Annotated in this window: 25 protein-coding genes and 1 pseudogene; 7 read left to right on the forward strand and 19 right to left on the reverse strand. The window is 42.4% G+C overall.

The window, feature by feature from the left end; all coding sequences use genetic code 11:
* Positions 1-3: 3 nt before the first annotated feature.
* From AC3WJJ_RS12950 to AC3WJJ_RS13000, 11 genes are all read right to left on the reverse strand, one after another.
* Positions 4-342 carry a hypothetical protein gene (locus AC3WJJ_RS12950; protein WP_492541125.1) on the reverse strand — a complete coding sequence of 113 codons (339 nt, stop codon included), beginning with the start codon at positions 340-342 and terminating at the stop codon, positions 4-6.
* A 12-nt stretch (positions 343-354) separates the two neighbouring features.
* Positions 355-771, reverse strand: coding sequence for a single-stranded DNA-binding protein (ssb, locus tag AC3WJJ_RS12955; RefSeq protein WP_492541126.1), 417 nt, complete (start codon positions 769-771; stop codon positions 355-357).
* 12 nt (positions 772-783) lie between these two features.
* Complete coding sequence (locus tag AC3WJJ_RS12960) at positions 784-1596, reverse strand: PD-(D/E)XK nuclease-like domain-containing protein (RefSeq protein ID WP_492541128.1); 813 nt, start codon at positions 1594-1596, stop codon at positions 784-786.
* Positions 1583-2347 carry a recombinase RecT gene (locus AC3WJJ_RS12965; RefSeq protein WP_492541130.1) on the reverse strand — a complete coding sequence of 255 codons (765 nt, stop codon included), beginning with the start codon at positions 2345-2347 and terminating at the stop codon, positions 1583-1585. The genes AC3WJJ_RS12960 and AC3WJJ_RS12965 overlap by 14 nt, the downstream gene beginning before the upstream one ends.
* A gap of 1 nt (position 2348) precedes the next feature.
* Positions 2349-3977 carry a hypothetical protein gene (locus AC3WJJ_RS12970; protein ID WP_492541131.1) on the reverse strand — a complete coding sequence of 543 codons (1629 nt, stop codon included), beginning with the start codon at positions 3975-3977 and terminating at the stop codon, positions 2349-2351.
* A 60-nt stretch (positions 3978-4037) separates the two neighbouring features.
* Positions 4038-4229: a hypothetical protein gene (locus AC3WJJ_RS12975; RefSeq protein ID WP_492541133.1), complete on the reverse strand. Its 192-nt coding sequence runs from the start codon at positions 4227-4229 to the stop codon at positions 4038-4040.
* Complete coding sequence (locus AC3WJJ_RS12980) at positions 4195-4392, reverse strand: hypothetical protein (RefSeq protein WP_492541135.1); 198 nt, start codon at positions 4390-4392, stop codon at positions 4195-4197. Before AC3WJJ_RS12980 ends, AC3WJJ_RS12975 begins: the two co-directional genes overlap by 35 nt.
* Before the next feature lie 187 nt (positions 4393-4579).
* A complete protein-coding gene (locus AC3WJJ_RS12985) occupies positions 4580-4741 on the reverse strand; it encodes a hypothetical protein (RefSeq protein WP_492541137.1) in 162 nt (53 codons plus the stop codon).
* 118 nt (positions 4742-4859) lie between these two features.
* The gene (locus AC3WJJ_RS12990) at positions 4860-5507 is read right to left on the reverse strand and encodes a Rha family transcriptional regulator (RefSeq protein WP_492541139.1); all 648 of its coding nucleotides are present in this window, start codon (positions 5505-5507) and stop codon (positions 4860-4862) included.
* A 13-nt stretch (positions 5508-5520) separates the two neighbouring features.
* Positions 5521-5799 (reverse strand): group-specific protein, encoded by a 279-nt coding sequence (locus AC3WJJ_RS12995; protein ID WP_492541141.1) that lies wholly within the window; start codon positions 5797-5799, stop codon positions 5521-5523.
* Positions 5800-5821: 22 nt separating this feature from the next.
* Positions 5822-6034: an XRE family transcriptional regulator gene (locus tag AC3WJJ_RS13000; protein ID WP_492541143.1), complete on the reverse strand. Its 213-nt coding sequence runs from the start codon at positions 6032-6034 to the stop codon at positions 5822-5824.
* A gap of 247 nt (positions 6035-6281) precedes the next feature.
* Here AC3WJJ_RS13000 and AC3WJJ_RS13005 point away from each other — a divergent pair.
* From AC3WJJ_RS13005 to AC3WJJ_RS13015, 3 genes and pseudogenes are all read left to right on the forward strand, one after another.
* Positions 6282-6440, forward strand: a pseudogene (locus AC3WJJ_RS13005) (helix-turn-helix domain-containing protein); the annotation flags it as partial.
* A 206-nt stretch (positions 6441-6646) separates the two neighbouring features.
* A complete protein-coding gene (locus tag AC3WJJ_RS13010; RefSeq protein WP_492541145.1) occupies positions 6647-7117 on the forward strand; it encodes an ImmA/IrrE family metallo-endopeptidase in 471 nt (156 codons plus the stop codon).
* Between the two features lie 77 nt (positions 7118-7194).
* Positions 7195-8343, forward strand: a complete 1149-nt coding sequence (locus tag AC3WJJ_RS13015; protein ID WP_492541148.1) for a site-specific integrase — start codon at positions 7195-7197, stop codon at positions 8341-8343.
* A gap of 58 nt (positions 8344-8401) precedes the next feature.
* Here the strand turns inward: AC3WJJ_RS13015 and sufB are convergent, their stop codons facing one another.
* The 6 genes from sufB to AC3WJJ_RS13045 form a co-directional block, all read right to left on the reverse strand.
* The gene (sufB, locus tag AC3WJJ_RS13020; protein WP_422657861.1) at positions 8402-9799 is read right to left on the reverse strand and encodes a Fe-S cluster assembly protein SufB; all 1398 of its coding nucleotides are present in this window, start codon (positions 9797-9799) and stop codon (positions 8402-8404) included.
* Positions 9800-9821: 22 nt separating this feature from the next.
* Positions 9822-10253, reverse strand: coding sequence for a Fe-S cluster assembly sulfur transfer protein SufU (gene sufU / locus AC3WJJ_RS13025; protein WP_422657862.1), 432 nt, complete (start codon positions 10251-10253; stop codon positions 9822-9824).
* On the reverse strand, positions 10243-11463 hold the full coding sequence (locus tag AC3WJJ_RS13030; protein ID WP_492541150.1) for a cysteine desulfurase: 1221 nt from the start codon (positions 11461-11463) through the stop codon (positions 10243-10245). Before AC3WJJ_RS13030 ends, sufU begins: the two co-directional genes overlap by 11 nt.
* Entirely contained in the window at positions 11460-12764 is a 1305-nt protein-coding gene (sufD, locus tag AC3WJJ_RS13035; RefSeq protein WP_422657864.1) for a Fe-S cluster assembly protein SufD, read from the reverse strand. The genes AC3WJJ_RS13030 and sufD overlap by 4 nt, the downstream gene beginning before the upstream one ends.
* A 22-nt stretch (positions 12765-12786) precedes the next feature.
* On the reverse strand, positions 12787-13569 hold the full coding sequence (gene sufC / locus AC3WJJ_RS13040; protein WP_492541151.1) for a Fe-S cluster assembly ATPase SufC: 783 nt from the start codon (positions 13567-13569) through the stop codon (positions 12787-12789).
* 468 nt (positions 13570-14037) lie between these two features.
* On the reverse strand, positions 14038-14514 hold the full coding sequence (locus tag AC3WJJ_RS13045) for a Dps family protein (protein ID WP_492541153.1): 477 nt from the start codon (positions 14512-14514) through the stop codon (positions 14038-14040).
* A 297-nt stretch (positions 14515-14811) separates the two neighbouring features.
* Between AC3WJJ_RS13045 and mtnK the strand changes: the two genes are divergently transcribed.
* Positions 14812-16035: an S-methyl-5-thioribose kinase gene (gene mtnK / locus AC3WJJ_RS13050; protein WP_492541155.1), complete on the forward strand. Its 1224-nt coding sequence runs from the start codon at positions 14812-14814 to the stop codon at positions 16033-16035.
* Positions 16032-17135, forward strand: a complete 1104-nt coding sequence (gene mtnA / locus AC3WJJ_RS13055; protein WP_492541157.1) for an S-methyl-5-thioribose-1-phosphate isomerase — start codon at positions 16032-16034, stop codon at positions 17133-17135. Before mtnK ends, mtnA begins: the two co-directional genes overlap by 4 nt.
* A gap of 58 nt (positions 17136-17193) precedes the next feature.
* On the opposite strand, the gene AC3WJJ_RS13060 is transcribed toward mtnA, so the two are convergent.
* A complete protein-coding gene (locus tag AC3WJJ_RS13060) occupies positions 17194-17496 on the reverse strand; it encodes a YunC family protein (RefSeq protein WP_422657869.1) in 303 nt (100 codons plus the stop codon).
* Between the two features lie 184 nt (positions 17497-17680).
* On the opposite strand from AC3WJJ_RS13060, the gene AC3WJJ_RS13065 reads away from it, so the two are divergent.
* Entirely contained in the window at positions 17681-18235 is a 555-nt protein-coding gene (locus AC3WJJ_RS13065; RefSeq protein ID WP_492541159.1) for a hypothetical protein, read from the forward strand.
* An 80-nt stretch (positions 18236-18315) separates the two neighbouring features.
* Here AC3WJJ_RS13065 and AC3WJJ_RS13070 read toward each other — a convergent pair whose 3' ends face one another.
* Positions 18316-18696: a DUF423 domain-containing protein gene (locus AC3WJJ_RS13070; RefSeq protein ID WP_422657871.1), complete on the reverse strand. Its 381-nt coding sequence runs from the start codon at positions 18694-18696 to the stop codon at positions 18316-18318.
* A 194-nt stretch (positions 18697-18890) separates the two neighbouring features.
* On the opposite strand from AC3WJJ_RS13070, the gene AC3WJJ_RS13075 reads away from it, so the two are divergent.
* Positions 18891-19304 (forward strand): hypothetical protein, encoded by a 414-nt coding sequence (locus AC3WJJ_RS13075; RefSeq protein ID WP_492541162.1) that lies wholly within the window; start codon positions 18891-18893, stop codon positions 19302-19304.
* The last annotated feature ends 211 nt before the right edge of the window (positions 19305-19515 follow it).

A 19515-nucleotide genomic window follows, 5' to 3' on the forward strand; every position in this document is an offset into this window, starting at 1 on the left:
TTCTCAACCGTCTGCGGAATCGTAAAACCTCTGTCTAAGCTCTTCCGCCCATTCCTTACCTTCCCGTGTATAGTCAATCCAGTTATGACAGGTTCCCGTATTTACACTAGGACCACATAACATGGCTACATCGTTAACGGTTGTTTCTACTTCGATTCTCCAACGGCGTACAAGGTGAGCGCATTGTAACTCTCTATAATGTCCGCAACGTTCACAGCGACCGCCTGATCGCTCCATGGCAGCGTTATATACTTCTGGCTTGATACGGCCACGCATCTTTGTAGTAGGCTTTCTGCGGCGGTACTGTGGCTTGGGTACTGGGTTAAATCCAAAGGTAGTCATATGGACCACCTCCTAAAATGGGAGATCATCGTCTGATAAATCAATTGGTTTACCATCGTCACTGAACGGATCTTTATTGTCCTTACTCTCAGACTGTCTGGATTCGTTCCGGTTTCCGCTCTCTAAAAACCGCACATTGTCAGCAATAATCTCAGTAGCATACACACGCTTGCCCTCGTTATTCTCGTAGTTACGGACTTGTATGCGGCCCTCTACGGCTGTCAGGCGGCCCTTCTTGAGATAGTTGGCACATGTCTCTGCTAACTGTCTCCAAGTCACTACAGGGATGAAGTCGGCTTCACGTTCGCCGTTATTGGTAAATGGTCGATCTACAGCAAGGGTAAATTGGCATGTCGCCACTCCTGATGGGGTATATCTAAGATCCGGGTCACGAGTTAAACGGCCGATCAATATAACACGGTTCAACATATATAAGCCCTCCTAGTACAAGCTCAATTCGCTAAAATGTTTGATTCTATCAATCTTCTTTACGCCTCTACAGTACTCACAGTGACCACAAGCAACCGGTTCAATTGCACCTGATTTAACAGCCTTAACACGCTCTATATGCTTGCTTACGATGTGCAAGCTCTGTTCTATTACGTCATAATCAAAATAGATAATTTCATGATCTGGTGGATCTTGCTTGGTCACAATGACCATATGTGGTAACAACCAATCCTTGCGGCCCGTTACACGTTTCTCGACCTCGGCATAAAGTGCCATTTGTATCGTGTATCCGTAGTGGTAAATGAAATTTTCGTAAACATTCATTTCAGTGTTCCAAAACTTGCCGCTCATTTCTTTGGATGTCTTTAGATCTGCGAAGATGCCGACATCAGGTTGATAGCTGTCCAACATGACTTTCCAAGGGATGTCGAATATTTCAGCGGTCATAATAACTTCTTTTTGTCCTGCCAAAGCCAACATGACTTTTGGATCATTCTCAAGCACCTCAATCATTCTGTTACAAAGCTGATAATCAGCCATTAGCTGACCTTTGTTTTTACCTGTACTTGCGTATAGATCCGGGTTATTAGCTTTAAATTCGTCCAGTGTTCCTTCGTTCCAGGCGTGTACGTAGTGACCCATCTTAAAGGCTTTGTTTTCTGGCTTTACAAATTCTCCGTTGATCTTTGCCATCGCCTGAGCTTCACACCCTCCATAGGAGGGCAGGAAACTCTTAAACTGTGAATTAGACATATAGTGACGATCCGCTTTGAGACTAAAGTAATTACTCTTATTCAGCTGCATCGGCTTGTACCTCTTTAACTTCCTCATACTCAACATCTATGATCGTTGGATTCAATGGGCTTTCTTGTTGCAGTTTAACTTCTTGGTTAAAATCCATATCTGACGCATCTTCAAATGCTTCCTTTTGTTGAACGGTGTCAAAATGAATATCGATGTATTTTAAAAGTCGCCGCAAGACCGTCTTTTTGTACATTTCCCCTGTGCTCTTTTCCCACGTCTTGTTTTTCGGTTGTTTTGAATAAGTCATTCGTGTAATCTCAATGTCTTGTTTGCTCATAGTGTCATACATCATTGATCCGTCTTTATATAGCACTACTGCAAAGGCTCCTATGATTTCGCCGTTATTGAACGGTAGGGGTTTAAAGTTCACCGATTGTTGTCCAGCAATGATTTCCTCGCTAAACACGTCCCCTTCACGCACAACCTTTGCGAAGATATCCTTTATAGGATTAGTCGAATACTTTTTAGCAAGCTTAATTTCGCCCTTGTAGTCTGTTTGGAATTGAACACTTCCCCCGTAAGGAATGGCGTAACACTCTTTGTTGAAAAAATCCAAACCTAGGAAAGCGCCCTTGATAAGAGTCCGTACGACACTGGAAGGTGAACAATTCTCTATTCCTTTTGTTTCAAGCAATACAGCCATGCTATTCTGAACAAATCTAGTCTTATTGAATCCTTGTGGCATGCCGTCTATCTTTTCATCAATGAATGAATTTAATTTATCTTGAATAATAGCCAAAGAGTTAGTCATGTTACCCCTCCACTACTTCAATGTTCAAATCCTGACCGTCCACAGTCTCTAGAACAAAGTATTGATAATCATCCTGTTTGGAGGACTCGATAATGTCTCGTTGTCTGCTGCCAAGGTTTTGCCATCCATCAACACAGATAACTTTCAATGCTCCTGCTTGGGCTTTGGCAAGCTTGAAAGCAAATTCTAATGCTTCACCCTCAGACAATCCATCGATCAACGTATCGTTGATTCTAATCCGTCCCTGTTCGTCCACAGTCAAACCTTCCACTGGCAAAGATGCTGTTTTAAGGAGATCCTTAGGCAAATCTCGTGCTGTTTTAATTTTTGCGCTCAGTTCCGCGCTTCGTTCTTCTTTAGGAGTCAATTTTTCACGTATAATATCGTTCATGCGCTCCCATTCACGTAGATATTCCTTCATGCTGGCTGCATTGTCAGCTGCTTCTTTCAATGGCTCTGTATCAATAAATTCGACTGAATTAATAATGTCTTGAGCGTTGCCTGACTTTGCATCTTCAGTAGCTACAAGATTCATTTCATGATCTGCAATCTTCTGTAAGTCCTTAATTTCATGCTCGTCAATATTGATAAGTGATCCCTTTTTCTCTGCCACTTGTTCCTTGTACTCCGCTATAAATACACGGGATTGTTCGACTTCTTGTTGGATTTCCTCACGAGCTGACTGCTTTTTCGCTTGATATTGAAGTTTCAACCGTTCAATAGATTGTTCTAGTTCGTCATCCAAACGAGAGTTTGTTTCCAAAATTCGCCGATCTACATCGTCCACCTTTACTTGCTCTTGCTGGATCTTATCCTCTAGTCGCTTGATTGTTTCAGTAAAGGAATCTCGCTGCCGCTGATAGTCCAATTTCTTCTCCGTTGATGCATTAGCAGAACGTTGTTTAATGTCACTGATCCGAATGGATAAACCTTCAATAAGTGCCTGAGCTTCCTGTAATCGTTTGTTAGACTCCTCAGCATCAGAAAGCTTCTTGTAAAGCTCCTGAAGGTTGACACATTTCCACTCTTCGCCGTTGTAATTAGGTGGCAAGTCTCGTTTGATTCCCTCAATGTTTGCACGAAGCAAGTTAACTTCACGATTAATACTTTCACGCTCTGCGTAATAGCCGTTCTCTATCTGCTTGAGAATTTGAAGGATGTGTAATTGATAATCAGCTTCTGGAACCTCACCAAACCAAGATTTAATATCATCTACCGCCCAATCGATCTGCAACATGTTAAGAATGATTTCTGTTTGCTCTTTAGCTGACTTCTGGACAAACTCAATCGGTCTGAAAATATCGCCGTTAATAAGCTTCCTTAAAAATGCCTCAGTGCTACTTACGGCCTTACTGTCGTGTTTCACTTTCAAATAATCAGCCTTCTCTGAACGAATTTTCCGAGTTGTTTGAAGACCATCGTCCAATTCAACAAACAGCTCTGCTTCTTCCTGATCGTGGCGAATAACCTCAGTACGGCGGTTTTTATTTGTAAACACCTTCTCAAGTGCTTCGACTAGGCTAGTCTTTCCGGACCCAGAATCGCCCGACACCTTATTGAATTTACCTGGCGCAAAAAGCAATTCCTTGATCCCGAGCCAGTTTTTTATTCCAATCTTTTTAATGTGCATATTTACAACCTCCGAATAATTTGATATGTTGTCCGTAAGAATTTTTAAAAAGTTATTTACTCAATGATCACGGTTGCCGCCGTGGTCATTTTTCGTTTCCAGACCATTTTGAACATCCTTTAAATTATCAATTACGCCCTGTAGATCATGCCGGAAGAAGATAATGATTTCCTCTCCAGCTCCTACGAACGAACCTTTACTGGATTCCTGCAGTTCCTCAAGCTTTCTGATAGCTTCTTGCAATGGATTCAAGCGACTCGCCTCCTTTGATGCGTCTTCTTACTTCGTCATAGCTGTTGTACTGTGCATCATTTCTAAAAACGAACATACCGTTCCTTGCAATCCCATTAACAAATTCCACCGCTTGTATATCTGCATATTCCTTACTCGCTTTGATCCGATAACCTAAGTTCATCTTCTAGCCACCTCACTTCCACATATGACCTACACTCAATTGCATCCAACATACAATCCCGGCAATGCGGCTGGTCATAAACAGCGTACTTAGCTTCTTTCTCGCATCCTGCGCATTTTCTCACGTCTCTCACCCCTCCTGTATAAAGCCAGCACCACCAAAAGGTTAAACAGTAACCACGTTGCTATTAGGTACCACATGGCTTGTTCCTCCCTTTTGAGACATGCTCCGAACCCTTTTCTATAACAGGTTTCTCGTTCTTAATCCCTAGCTTGGCAAAGTCTTCACGGGTCAACTTAACGAATCCATAGGCTGTCTTTTGGATTGCTTCCATTTCATCAACCCACATGCTTACTTCCCCCATCTCTTTTTAGTTAGGTCAGCAGCATATTGAAGAGCTGACATCTTCTCACCAGTAGTTAAGGCATTCCACGTTTTAGGTGTGATTTTCATATCGATTCTCCTTCCTAACCAGCTCGTCTAACTGGAACCCAAGCAGCTACGTATTGCAGCACTCCTTGAAGATCCTGACGGCGAATGTCTTTGTAACTCGGTACTTGCCAACGGTCTTTGATTTCTTTGTGGAGCTGTCGGAACAATTCACCTCGATAATCCTTGTCCGGTTCAGTGGAACAAACTTTATGATTAATGGCTTGCTGTAGTCGGCGCTGTTGTCCACTATCGAGAGTTATTTGATTCTCAAGCTTGTCCTCTACATCATCCAGCCTTTCAACAATCAATTCTTGACTTGATAGCAAATTGTGAGTTGCTTGGATAAGAGCCTTTATTGGGTTTGTTGATGGCAGGTTGTTCATTCTCTCACGCATCCGGTTAAACTCAGTGATGTACATTTCCTTGAAACGCGCTGCTTCCTTCCCCGTATATCCCATTACCAAGAATGAGAATCCATCTTGGGTAATGATGTATTTCGGCTTTTCACGATTCATTGAATCTGTATAAGAGATGGGCACGAAATTGTGCTGACTAAATTCCTCGCTGCATTCAAGTTCACGAATATCTTGCATTACACGTTTGTGTTCCTTGCCGAACACCTCTGCTACCGTCAGGCTGTCCGTTACCGTTTTTCCATTTTCGATAAATACTAATTCGTTCATTTGTTTTCTCCTCTCAATACGGCATTTGCTCTTTCAACCATGTTTCTAAGAAGTCCCTCGCTTCACGAGCAGGAAAATACCAGTCCCTACCGACTTTCCGCTTAACAAACCTTTCGTCATAGAAAAATGTCTTTTGGATCGTGCTCCAGCTCATACATGTCCTGCGTTTTAATTCAGCAGAATCCCAAAAAACCAATTCCGATTCTGCCTCTTTAAACATTGCAGAGATTTTTTCATGACATATTCTCTTAATCTCAGAATCATTGAAGTTAATAGAAACTAAGTTATCCATCCTAACACCTTCCTTACCTTCTTCATGCTGTGTTTTGACTATCAGCGTCAAAGAGATATTCCAATTCACAATTCGGAAAAAAATGACGTTTAATTTTGGATGCTTCGTCGTAATAAAATCTATATCTCCCATTGATCTTATCGCTGACCGTGGCATATCTTACTTCCAGAACTTGCGCCATATCGCCAATTGTCACATCGTTCCTTGCCATCTCTGCTCGAAGGTTCTTATACACCGCTAACACCTCCTTCCTGATGATGAACGCAATTGCGTTCGGCTTGATTAGAACTATAAACGCAATTGCGTTTGAAGTCAATAAACTTTTTGATATTTTGAACGCATTTACGTATAAATAACTGTTTACAAGGGTATGTTTATATTGTAAGATGTGAATATATACGATATATCGTACATTAAATTGTTGTTAGGAAGGCGGATCGAAAGTGGAAAAGGCGAAGATTATAGATAAATTGATCGAAGAGATGGGTCTCAGTAGACGTGCGTTCGCCGATAAGATCGGACTGCCGGCTACTACTTTACAATCAATGCTCTCCAGAGGTGTCGGGAAGGCTTCTATAGACAATGTGATTAAAGTATGTAAAGGATTGGGTATAACTACTGATCAGCTTGAAAAGATGTCCAAATACGGCACAACAGATCTTTCTAAAATTCAGCAATCGGAAAACAGCGATCTTACCGAAGAAGAAATTTTAACACTAGCTGCACATCAGATTGGACATGACGGACCGCTTACTGAGCAAGAACTTGAGCAAGTAAAAATGGCCATGAAGATCGCTCTATCTAAAAACAAATAAAATTACATCTACAGTTATACAGGAGGAGCCTTATGATTACGTACGATAATTTAGTAAATGAATTAGACATTTCACTGGATGATCGGGCCAATCTGCCAATGAGGTTAAAAGGTTTATATATAGAAATTCAGAACAAACAAATGATTCTCATAAATAAGTACATAGAAACAAATATTGAAAGAAAATGCATCTTAGCAGAGGAAACAGGGCACTATCATAAAACCTTCGGTTTCATAGTGGACCAATCTACACTTAATAATAGAAAACAAGAATATATTGCTCGTAAATGGGCTTTCGAAAAACTTATACCACTTGAAGGAATAGTAAGCGCTTATAAAAGTGGAGTGCGAAACCGCTATGAACTAGCAGAACACCTTGATGTGTTAGAAGAGTTTCTTGAAGAGGCGCTAGATCATTATAGAAGAAAGTATGGATTGTTTATCAATTTAGATAACAAGGATACTATTTTCTTGGACCCCTTATGGATTGACCAGTATAAGTAATAATACTTGCAAATCATCCGCTGCAAGGCGGTTTATCATACACAAAAACAGAACATATGTTTTGGAGGTGATAAATAATGGCTTTTTTCAGAAAGAGAGGTACTAAGTGGGAGTATCGGATTAGCTACACAGATAGACAAACTGGGAAACAAAAAGAGAAAACCAAGAGTGGTTTTAAAACCAAGAGAGAAGCGCAAATAGCAGCTACAGAAGAAGAATCAAAAATCAATTACTTTGGCTTTGGCGAAAACGGAAATGAGAGAGTTGTAGATTACATTAACGAATGGCTTGAAGTCTATAAAAAACCAAATGTAAAACCCATAACATACTCAGTTCAAGAGCGAAACGTAAAACTCAACATTATACCGAGATGGGGACACTACAGGCTCAAGGATTTAACACGTTCAGATTATCAAAAATGGATTAATGAGTTAAAGAATAAGTATAGCGAAGGGACGATACGGAGGATTCACAGTATTTTCTCTAGTGCAATAAATGATGCAGTCCATGAGTTTAATATTATGAGAGAAAATCCTATACAGAAAATAAAAATTCCTAAGGACACAGATAAAGATGGTAAAGTCCAATACTTCACAAGAGAAGAACTTGATAAATTCCTTGAAAATACGAAGCCTGTAAAAAAAGCGAAGTATAATCACTCAATTCAATATCGAGTTTTATTCACGCTGCTGGCTAGAACTGGATTGCGGATCGGTGAAGCGCTCGCGCTTACTTGGGATGATTTAAATTTAGATGACGGGAAAATAACCGTTAATAAAACATTGGTTTATCCATTAAACTCTGAGCCGTATATTTCAACTCCAAAATCTAAGACCAGTGGACGGACAATAAAACTAGACGAAGTTACCATTAAACTGATTAAAAGGCATAGAATAAACCAAAAAGAGGTTGTTTTGAAATATTCAAACTATAAAGCATCTAAAGATAATATTGTTTTCCATCAGCATGACGGACGGTGGTTGAGAACCAATGTGGTTCGAGAATATTTCAAAGAGGTATGCAAACGCGCTGAACTCCCTGTTCTATCTCCCCATGCGTTAAGGCACTCACACGCTGTTCACTTACTCGAAGCTGGCGCAAATATAAAATACGTGTCCGAGCGACTAGGGCACGCAAGCGTGAAAGTCACAGCGGACACGTATTTACATGTTACCGATAAAATTGAAGACGATGCTATCTCATTGTACGAACAGTACGTAAAGTAAACGGACAAAAAACGGACAAACCTACGTTTAGAAGTATAGAAACCTTGATAAATAAGGCTTAACCTATACTACCTTCCATCTCGAACTTGATGAGACGATTCATCTCAACCGCATACTCCATCGGCAGTTCTTTCGTGAACGGCTCGATGAAGCCCATAACGATCATCTGTGTCGCTTCCGCTTCACTTAGTCCACGGCTCATGAGATAGAACAACTGCTCCTCAGAAACCTTGGATACCTTCGCTTCATGCTCAAGCGTCACATTATCGTTCTTAATCTCGTTATAAGGAATTGTATCGGATGTGGACTCATTATCCAAAATAAGTGTATCACACTCGATGTTCGCTTTAGCGCCTTCGGCGTTACGACCGAAGGAAGCAAGTCCACGATATGTTACTTTACCACCGTGCTTACTGATGGATTTCGACACGATTGTAGATGTCGTATCCGGAGCCAAGTGAATCATCTTAGCGCCTGCATCCTGGTGCTGACCTTTACCTGCTACAGCAATGGAAAGTACCATACCTTTCGCTCCACGACCCTTAAGAATAACGGCAGGATATTTCATGGTCAGCTTAGAACCGATGTTACCATCAACCCATTCCATTGTCGCGTTCTCTTCTGCAACAGCACGTTTTGTAACCAGGTTATAAATGTTCGGAGCCCAGTTTTGAATCGTAGTGTAACGAACACGTGCATTCTTCTTACAGATGATCTCAACAACCGCACTATGCAGGGAGTTCGTGCTATAGATCGGAGCTGTACATCCTTCTACATAGTGAACGAAGCTGTCTTCGTCAGCAATGATCAGTGTACGTTCGAATTGTCCCATGTTCTCAGAGTTGATCCGGAAGTAAGCTTGCAGTGGAATTTCACACTTCACGCCTTTTGGAACATAGATGAAGCTTCCGCCTGACCATACCGCACTGTTCAATGCCGCAAATTTATTATCCGTAGTCGGAACAACTGTCGAGAAATACTCCTTGAAGATTTCAGGGTGCTCTCTCAGTGCTGTATCCGTATCTGTAAAGATAACACCTTGATCTTCAAGCTCTTTCTGCATGTTGTGGTATACAACCTCAGATTCGTACTGAGCCGATACACCTGCAAGGAATTTTTGTTCAGCTTCAGGAATACCTAGTTTATCAAATGTTTCCTTAATCTCAGAAGGAACCTCTTCCCATGTCTTACCTTGTCTCTCAGAAGGTCTTACATAGTACTGGATATCGTTGAAATCGAGCTCATCTAGATTTCCGCCCCATTGTGGCATATCCATCTTTTCGAATTGCTCAAGTGCCTTCAAGCGGAAATCAAGCATCCACTGTGGTTCGTTTTTAATTTTAGAAATCTCCATAACGACTTCACGTGTCAGACCTTTACCTGTCTGAAAAATAGCTTTATGTTCATCACGGAAACCATATTTATACTCTTCTATTTCAGGAGCTTTTTTAGCCATTAATCTTACCTCCCTATCGTTCTCAGTGTTTCTCTTCTGTACCGTCAATTCCTTTTCGCAGTGCATTCCAAGCTAGGGTTGCACATTTAATGCGTGCAGGGAACTTATTCACACCAGACAGGGCCTCAAGATCCTCATAGTCTTCAAACTCTACTGCTTCCCCTTTCATAAGGGAGGAGAATTTAGAAGCCATCTCAAGCGCTTCATCAAGCGTCTTACCTTTAACTGCATCTGTCATCATTGAAGCGGAAGACATACTGATCGAACATCCTTCGCCCATATACTTGGCATCTTTCACAACATCGTCTTCAACCTTCAATTGTAATGAAATTCGGTCTCCACATGTCGGATTGTTCAAATCAATTGTAACGACGTCGTCTTCGAATTTCCCGCGGTTACGAGGGTTTTTATAATGATCCATAATGACACGTCTATATAAATCGTCAAGTTGCATCGCCAAAATACTCCTTTGTCTGGATTAAGGCGCTGACAAGCTGGTCAACTTCTTCTTCTGTATTATACAGATAAAAACTTGCACGTGCTGTAGATGATACTTTAAGCCAACGCATTAAAGGTTGACAGCAATGGTGACCCGCACGAATCGCAATTCCCTGTGCATCCAGTACGGTAGCAACATCGTGGGGATGTACATCACCTAGATTAAACGTAACCAGTCCAACTTCCCGCTCACGCGGACCATATAGGCTGATCCCTTCAATCTCACTAAGTCGATTCATAGCATACTTCGCCAGACGACTTTCATGCTGTGCAATTTCATCCATTCCGATTTCTTCTAGAAAATCGATAGCTGCCCCAAGTCCAACAGCTCCGCTAATGATCGGGGTTCCGCCTTCAAACTTCCAAGGGAGTTCCTTCCAGTTCGATTCATACAGACCCACATCATTGATCATTTCGCCACCGAATTCGATCGGATCCATCTCTTCAAGCAGCGCCTTCTTGCCATATAGAGCTCCGATACCTGTAGGTGCGCACATTTTATGTCCGGATAGAGCATAGAAATCACAGTCCAGATCCTGAACATCCACTCTCATATGCGGCGTACTTTGGGCTCCATCAACAACGATCACCGCTCCATGACGATGGGCAATCTCTGCAATTTCCTTCACGGGATGAACAACACCCATTACATTAGATACATATGCAATAGCTACGACCTTCGTGCGATCTGTGACGGTCTTCTCCACATCTTCCAGTGCAATCGAACCATCAGGCTGAATCGGTATATATTTCAGCGTGGCACCGACAGCAAGAGCTGCTTGTTGCCACGGGATGAGATTACTATGATGCTCCATCTCCGTCAGAACGATTTCATCACCTGGCCCGCAGACAGAACGTGCATACGACGATGCTACCAGATTGAGTGCTGTCGTCGTTCCGCGGGTAAAAATAATTTCCTCCGTGCGCTTCGCGTTGATGAAGCGTGCCACTTTCTCACGGGCACCTTCGTACGCATCTGTAGCGCGACTACAGAGGGTATGAACGCCACGGTGTACGTTAGCATTCTCCCACTCGTAATAGTGCTTCACGGCATCAATAACAGCACGCGGCTTCTGAGAAGTCGCGGCGCTATCTAAATATACCAGCGGATGTCCGTTTATTTCCTGCTGTAAGATGGGAAACTGTTCGCGGACGTTAGCATTCATTGTCCCAGCTTCCTTTCAACAAGTCCTTGAAGTTGGTCGCGAAGACCTTCCAAAGGAATTTCGCTTACTACCGGTGCCAAGAAGCCATAGATAATTAAAGATTCTGCAGCTTCACGTGAAATACCACGCGACATCAAGTAGTAAATCTGCTCCTGATTTACTTGACCAACCGATGCTGCGTGACCCGCAGTAACATCATCTTCATCGATTAGCAGGATTGGGTTCGCATCTCCACGTGCTTTCGGACTGAGCATCAGCACACGCTCTGTCTGTTGTCCGTCAGATCTCGTAGCACCCTTCTCGATCTTTGTAATTCCGTTAATGATCGCTTGAGCTTCTTCACGCATAACAGCACGAGTAATCATCTGACTTGCAGAGTTTTTACCGAAATGACGTGCTTGTGTTGTGTAGTTGATCTTCTGAGAGCCAGAACCAACAGCGATTACTTTCGCATCTGATATGGATCCATTCCCTTGCAACACACTCATCGTATCACTTGCTGTATCACCATCATTCATTTCGCCTACAATCCATTCGATAGATCCATCATTCTCAACGATAGCACGGCGATAAGTGATATCTGTAGCTTCGGTAGTCATCTGGTGAACAGAAGCAAAGCGAACTTTAGCTCCATTCTTAACAAAGACTTCAACAGCGCCATTATGTGTAACATGTCCCGACAATTCATGAGAAACATAGTTATCTACATAAGTGACACGACTGTTCTCATCCGCAACGATAAGTACGTGTGGTGCAAAAAGAGCTTCTGCATCATCACTCAACAACACAGCTTGCAGTGGCAATTCTACTTCTACGTTCTTCGGAACATATAAGAAGACTCCGCCGTTCCATGTTGCTGTATGCAGTGCTGCAAGCGAATGCGTATCGCTCTTCACTGCTTGGTGCAAGTAAGGCTTCACGAGAGCTTCATGTTCTCTTACTGCAGTCTCCAGATCTGTAAAGATTATGCCCTGTGCTGCAAGTTCTGCAGACAGACTAGCATATACCTTGCTGGAGTTGCGCTGAATGATCAGTCCGCCCTCTCTAGAACCTTCTACAAGTTTAGCAACTTCCTCAGGAAGATCGTCCAAAGACGACAGTTGATCATTTTTCTTATATTCTCCGAATGCTTGGATATTCCAGCGGTCAATACGCTGTTTCTCAAGCTTAGGCAGTTCCAACTGGCCGGCCAATTCGAGAGCAGCAAGGCGGCTTTCCGTTACCCAAGCAGGTTCTTGCTTGCTTGCGGACAATGCCTTCAAAGTCTCAGCGTTGACCGGAAGAATGGTTTGTGTAGTCATTTCTTCTCCTCCTCCGCTCTATTTACGCTTCTTGACCTACAGTTTCGTCGGTAATGCCGAGCTCTTCCTTAATCCAATCATAGCCTTCTGCTTCCAAGCGCTGTGCAAGTTCTGGACCGCCGGATTTAACGATGCGACCTTGCATCATGACGTGTACAAAATCTGGAGTGATATAGTTAAGCAAACGTTGATAGTGGGTAATAATCAAGAAACCGCGATCTTCTGATTTCATTGCATTTACACCTTCAGCAACGATTCTAAGTGCATCGATATCAAGACCGGAGTCAATTTCATCCAAAATAACGAGTTTTGGCTCGAGCAACAGCATTTGAAGAATTTCGTTACGTTTCTTCTCACCGCCGGAGAAGCCTTCATTCAGGTAACGATGAGCAAACTCAGGATTCATCTCTAGATCTTTCATTTTACCTTCCATTTGACGGATGAATTTAATGAGAGAAATCTCATTACCTTCGCCACGGCGTGCATTCATTGCACTACGAAGGAAATCAGAATTTGTCACACCTGCGATTTCACTCGGGTATTGCATTGCAAGAAACAAGCCTGCCAGTGCGCGCTCGTCAACTTCCATTTCTAGCAGATCTTCACCGTTCAAAGTTGCGCTACCTTCGGTTACTTCATATTTGGGATGACCCATCAAAGCCGATGCCAGAGTACTCTTACCTGTTCCGTTCGGTCCCATAATGGCATGGACTTCTCCGCCATTCATCTCCAGGTTAATACCCTTAAGTATTTCCTTGCCTTCGATTTGTGCTTTTAAACCTTCAATGACAAACTTCGTTGACATGTAATATTCCCTCCGTCGAAAAAAGTATAGTGGTGTAATGATATATCTGATAACAGGATTGGTCGCCCTGATTTATCATGAAGACTTTATTTATAATTATTCTAAACTGATTCTCAATGATTCTCAAGTCATTTTATAATAAACAAGGGTTTAATTCAACCGGACAGGCCAATGTGTGATATTTGTCATTGCGTTATTATTATCAAAACAGGCTTGACCGTTGAGCACGGCCAAGCCTGTTTTGATAATTCCTATCAGCCGCTGAGCTGTTGCTGTAAGACACGCCATTATCCTTATTTGAGCAGCATCTGGCACCGTGGATGGAACCGTTCGTCACCAGACGGTTATAGCATATTTAAAAGATAGGGCGATATGTCGAATTGCACAGGAATATTTGTATTATTTAACATATTGTTTAGACTTTCAGACAATATCTACGTTTCTAACCTTTAGTGTTCATTCTTCTTCCTAGGCAAGAAAAGCGCGTAACATCCACATATGTTTCTCGAAATCTGTCTTGAAACCTGTCAGCATATCTGCAGTAGAAGGGTCCTCAGCTTTTTCAGCCATATCGATCCCTTCTTGAAGCTCTTCTGACAAGGTTGCGAAATCCTCTACTAGCTGCTGAACCATGCCGCGAGTATCTTCATTGCCCGTAGCTTCTTGAATTGTAGACAGTTCAAGGTATTCTTTCATTGTTGCAGCTGGTTTCCCTTTAAGAGCCAACATGCGTTCTGCAACCTCATCCATTTTCAAGGTTACTTCATTGTATAATTCTTCAAATTTCACGTGAAGGGAGAAGAACTGCTCACCACTCACATACCAGTGATAGTTATGAAGTTTAACGTAAAGTACGTTAAGATTCGCTACTTGTTGATTCAACATTTGCTCTACACCAGCGTTTTTCGTTTTACTATTGGTTTTGCTTGAGTCAGTCTTAGCCATAATAAATCCCTTCCTTTTCCATAGTATATAATTCACCCTCTAATGCGGCATGGGGAGATTCAGATTGAACCAACCTGGCAGTATGTAGCCTTGCCGTGTTACCTCATTATAATGTGTTCGAATTATCCGGGCGTCTATTTGTAGTTTACCCCACTCATCCTCCTCCGAATCAAACAGAGGACCTTTTCAGTGAATGTTAAAAAATTGTACAAAATTACTTAGAATCCCGGTATACTGAATAATACCTACTAGAAAAGTTGGCTTTTTTCTTTCTATTATATATGGAGGTGACCATCTATGTCCGCATATCATCCACTTACCGCCGAGGAAGCCATCGCACTTGCTAAGAGCCTCCCTGGCATCTTTTCTGAAAGCACTGTACTCAACTGCCGTGAAATTGGTGACGGTAATCTGAATCTAGTCTTCCATGTAACCTCAGAGGATTCCAATGAAAGTACTATAATCAAACAAGCTGTTCCTTATGCCAAGGTCGTTGGGGAATCCTGGCCCTTATCTCTCGACAGAGCGCGTATCGAACGTCAAGCTTTAGAAATACAGCACCGATTATGTCCTGATCTTGTACCTGAGGTTTATGCTTATTCTGACGAGCTAGCCTATACCGTAATGGAGGATTTGAGTGAGTACACCATTATGCGGAAAGGATTAATTGATGGTAACACCTATCCTAAGTTTGCGGAGCATATTGGCCAATTTCTTGCCAGAACTCTCTTTTTCACCTCTGACCTAGGCATGAACCAACAAGAGAAGAAAGAGCTTGCAGGCCGCTTTGTTAATCCGGACTTATGTAAGATTACTGAAGATTTGATCTTCGAAGATCCATATCGAAATTCTGCCAACAATAACTATTCTGCTAACATCGAAGATGAAGCAGAGGCGCTTCGGAATGACCTGCCGCTGCATTTTGAAGTTGCGCTATTAAGAGAGAAATTCCTTACCCATGCCCAAGCACTTCTACACGGGGACCTGCACACAGGAAGTATTTTTGTCACTCCAGAATCAACTAAAGTCATCGATCCTGAATTCGCATACTTCGGACCGATGGGGTTTGATATCGGTGCCATTATTGGTAATCTGCTACTCAACTATGTCGCTCAGCCAGGATGGAATCAAAACGGTGAGAACCTGTCTATTCGGGAAGAACGCCTGCTCGATATGGTGAAAGAGGTATGGACCCACTTTGAAGCTTCTTTCCGCCATCTGTGGAATACAGAGCTTCTTGATGAAATGTCCAAGACTCCAGGCTATCAAGACCACTACTTAACAGAGATATTACGTGATGCTGCCGGTTTTGCCGGATGTAAAATGATTCGTAGAATTGTCGGGTTGTCTCATGTTGCCGACATTGAAGGAATTTCAGATGAATCCTTGCGTGAAGCTGCTCAGCGCAAAGCGCTTGCTGTAGGTAAGAATCTGGTCCGTCATCACCGAAGCGTTGGATCTATTTATGATATACTTAAGCTCGTACAACTTGCATCTACAGAAATCGGGGTGTCTAAATGAGCAACATCAACACATTTACTGAAACAACAACGGGACCACTAAGATCTCTTGAGTGGGGTGGCGATCACCTTATCATGCTAGATCAGCGTCTTTTACCAGGGGAAATCATAAACTTGAAGCTCTATTCTCCAGAAGACGTATGGGAAGGTATACATTCCATGAAAGTTCGTGGAGCTCCTGCAATCGGCATTGCTGCAGCATACGGTGCTGTTCTGGGTGCTAAAAGCTACACAGGCAATGACGCTGCCGAGTGGCTGGATCATGTTAGACAGGTTTGTGCCTATCTAGCTACATCACGTCCAACGGCTGTCAATTTATTTTGGGCTCTGGATCGGATGAAGTTAACTGCTGAGAGACTATCCACAGACACCTCAAACGCGAACAATAAAATCGCCTATCTGAATGAAGGATTGCTCTCTGAGGCTCATACGATCCGTTCAGAAGATGAAGAGGTATGCAGACAGATTGGAGAACACGCACTCCCACTTATTCAGGATGGAATGGGAATTCTTACACACTGTAATGCTGGGGGGCTGGCGACTGCAAGATACGGTACTGCACTCGCTCCTATGTATCTTGCTCACGAGCAGGGCATCTCTTTCAAAGTCTTCGCTGATGAAACTAGACCTGTACTTCAAGGTGCTCGTCTTACAGCATTTGAACTTCAACAAGCCGGAATTGATGTAACCCTTCTAGCCGATAACATGGCAGCTATGGTCATGTCCAAAGGTTGGGTGCAAGCGGTTATTGTCGGAACGGACCGCGTAGCAGCCAATGGTGATGTTGCCAACAAAATCGGTACTTACGGGGTAGCCGTATTAGCTAAAGCACATGGAATCCCTTTCTACGTCGCTTGTCCTCTATCTACGATTGATTTGAACACACCAACAGGCGCAGATATTCCAATTGAGGAAAGACCAGCAGAGGAAATTACTGAAGGTTTCGGTAAACGTACTGCTCCTGCGGACATTAAAGTCTATAACCCAGCTTTTGATATTACTCCGCATGAATATGTAACTGCCATTATTACAGAGAAGGGGATTATCAAAGCTCCATACCCTGAAAATCTGAAGGCTCTATTCGCTGACACAGCAGAATAAGAGCAAAAAAATGACGATCCTCTTCTGAGGATCGTCATTTTTTGTTGTGTACTGATCCCTATAGCATGCGAATAATGGCATCTTTCCCCTTCAAACCAGGATGAATCCCCCATTTCTCAGCTTCCACCGTTACGGACTCCAGTGGTGCCTCAAGCAGATCCTCCAAAGTTCTAACACCTACCGCTCTTCCTGCGATAATCTGGCGATCCGCAAGTTTTTGGTTAAGAAGACCTACATCCAAAGCACCACACATAATATATCCACGAGTTGTATACACGGCCAGCAGTGTAGTTTTAGGCAGTTTTACCTCAACGCCCATGACGGTATGTCCCTCTATGTCAATCGGCAGCAGTGTAACCATGAAACACACCTCCCCTCACATGGCTAAGATCATGTGTATTCTGAAGGATACGGTATGGTGCGAACGTCTCTACATAAAAATGATTTTCATGTACATCTCTATGACATTAGGACTACTGAATAATTTTTGAATATGGTATAGTTGTATTCAGGAAACATTTTGAAAGCTGGTGAACCGTAATATTATGAACAAAATTACAACCACAGATGATAACGGTTTTTTGTTTAATGTTGATATTCTAGTAAAGAGCTCTTCCAACGCACTAGCTTTACAACATTTACTGGAGATGCTAAACCAATCCGAAGAGGTAATCGATTTTCGCGTGAAGTCGGGAATAGAGCTTGGTGAAATCATCGATAGCTTAATCCAGGCAAAGAAGCGTTCTGTCATCTCGAAAGCATCTAAGACTTCAACGTCTACCGACGCATCATCTGCCCATACGATAAGCACCCCCAAGAATGCCATCAAAAGCAATCGCTTACCCGTTAAAGAAACGAAGCCTGCTGCACCGAGCCTTCCTCACTCAACAGAGAACGACCCTTTCGAATGGATTAAAATTTATTCTAAGGACAACCGTCTAATTCGGCTAACAGCCAATCGCAACGGCAAACAGTTAAGTTTACCCTGTCGTATTCTCAACTATGATGACAACAATCATTTGGTTACTGTTTATCATGTAGACGAGAAGCAGGTTTATACCTTTAATTTGAATGAAATCGATGAATTCAGTGCGAGTTAGATAAATATTTGTGCAGAACAAAAAAACGGCTTCGCCCCCGTAATAGGTCAGGCAAGCCGTTTTTTTATGATCAATACCACTTATGCTCTATTTCTAGTCCATGCCGAAGACATAAGAATCAGCCACCCAGCAATAAAGGATACGCCACCAATCGGTGTGATCGCACCAAGCCATTTAATACCACTAAGACTTAGTACATATAAACTTCCAGAGAAAATAATAATACCCGCGCTAAATAATACACCTGCCCAGAACAGCTTTCTGGATTCACCGAACAATCCAGCTGCTAGACCTGTAATGATGACAGCAATACCATGAATCATATGGTAATGTACACCCGTTTCATATATTGCCATCTCATCTGCCGTAATTTTACCTTCCAGCATGTGAGCCCCGAACGCTCCAATCGCTACGGACAATGCCATGAATACAGCGCCCCATGCCATAAATGTTTTCTGCATCTGTGGAACAGCTCCTTTAAAAGTTTGCTAGTAAAATGTGCATTCAAAAATTTCTACTAACATTTAGTTTAACCTTGGAATAGAGGTTTGTCACGGTCTTACCCAAAGCAAGAGACTTGATTTCGCGGCTATTTTGTGAAAAATTAGTACAGACACCATACATATCGATTTACGAATAAGGAGCGAAGCTATTCATGAAAAAGCAGACCCCATCCCATCCTTCGGAGACGAACACATCTTCTCACCCTGAGATCACATTTATCCCTCCCGAGAAGAAACACTCTGGTCTTGGGATCACATCATTTGCACTATCCATTATAAGCTTGATCGGTTACATCATTATGGCTTCATTAGGAAATGCCATGCTTGAACCGTATGTCACTCCAGAGGGCATCACACAGCCAACACAAGAAGCACTCGAAGCCATGACATCTCTTGCCGCCGTGTTCATCATTATTGCACTCATTAATTTCATTGGTTTCATACTCGGTATGGTAGGCGCATTCTCCAAGAAGCAAAAAAGATCTTATTCTGTTATCGGTGCCATAATTAACGGAGTTGTCTTGTTGACCATCGTGATCCTATTCTTAATCGTATTGATCGCGTAACAATCGTGCAACAACATTAAAGGGGCTGTCCTGCATAGGATAGCCCCTTTAATCATGAGACAATGCTTGATCATGGCTAAAAATGATCGTTTCATGCTTGAATCTTTTTATGGCAGTTCTACGTATAACCCGTATATAATAGCCAAGTGATCCATTTTTAGGTGGATAAATTTTTACGCGGCCCTACTCAGAAAGGCAGGTAATTGTTATT

The sequence above is a fragment of the Paenibacillus sp. FW507-14B1B genome, assembly GCF_058781425.1.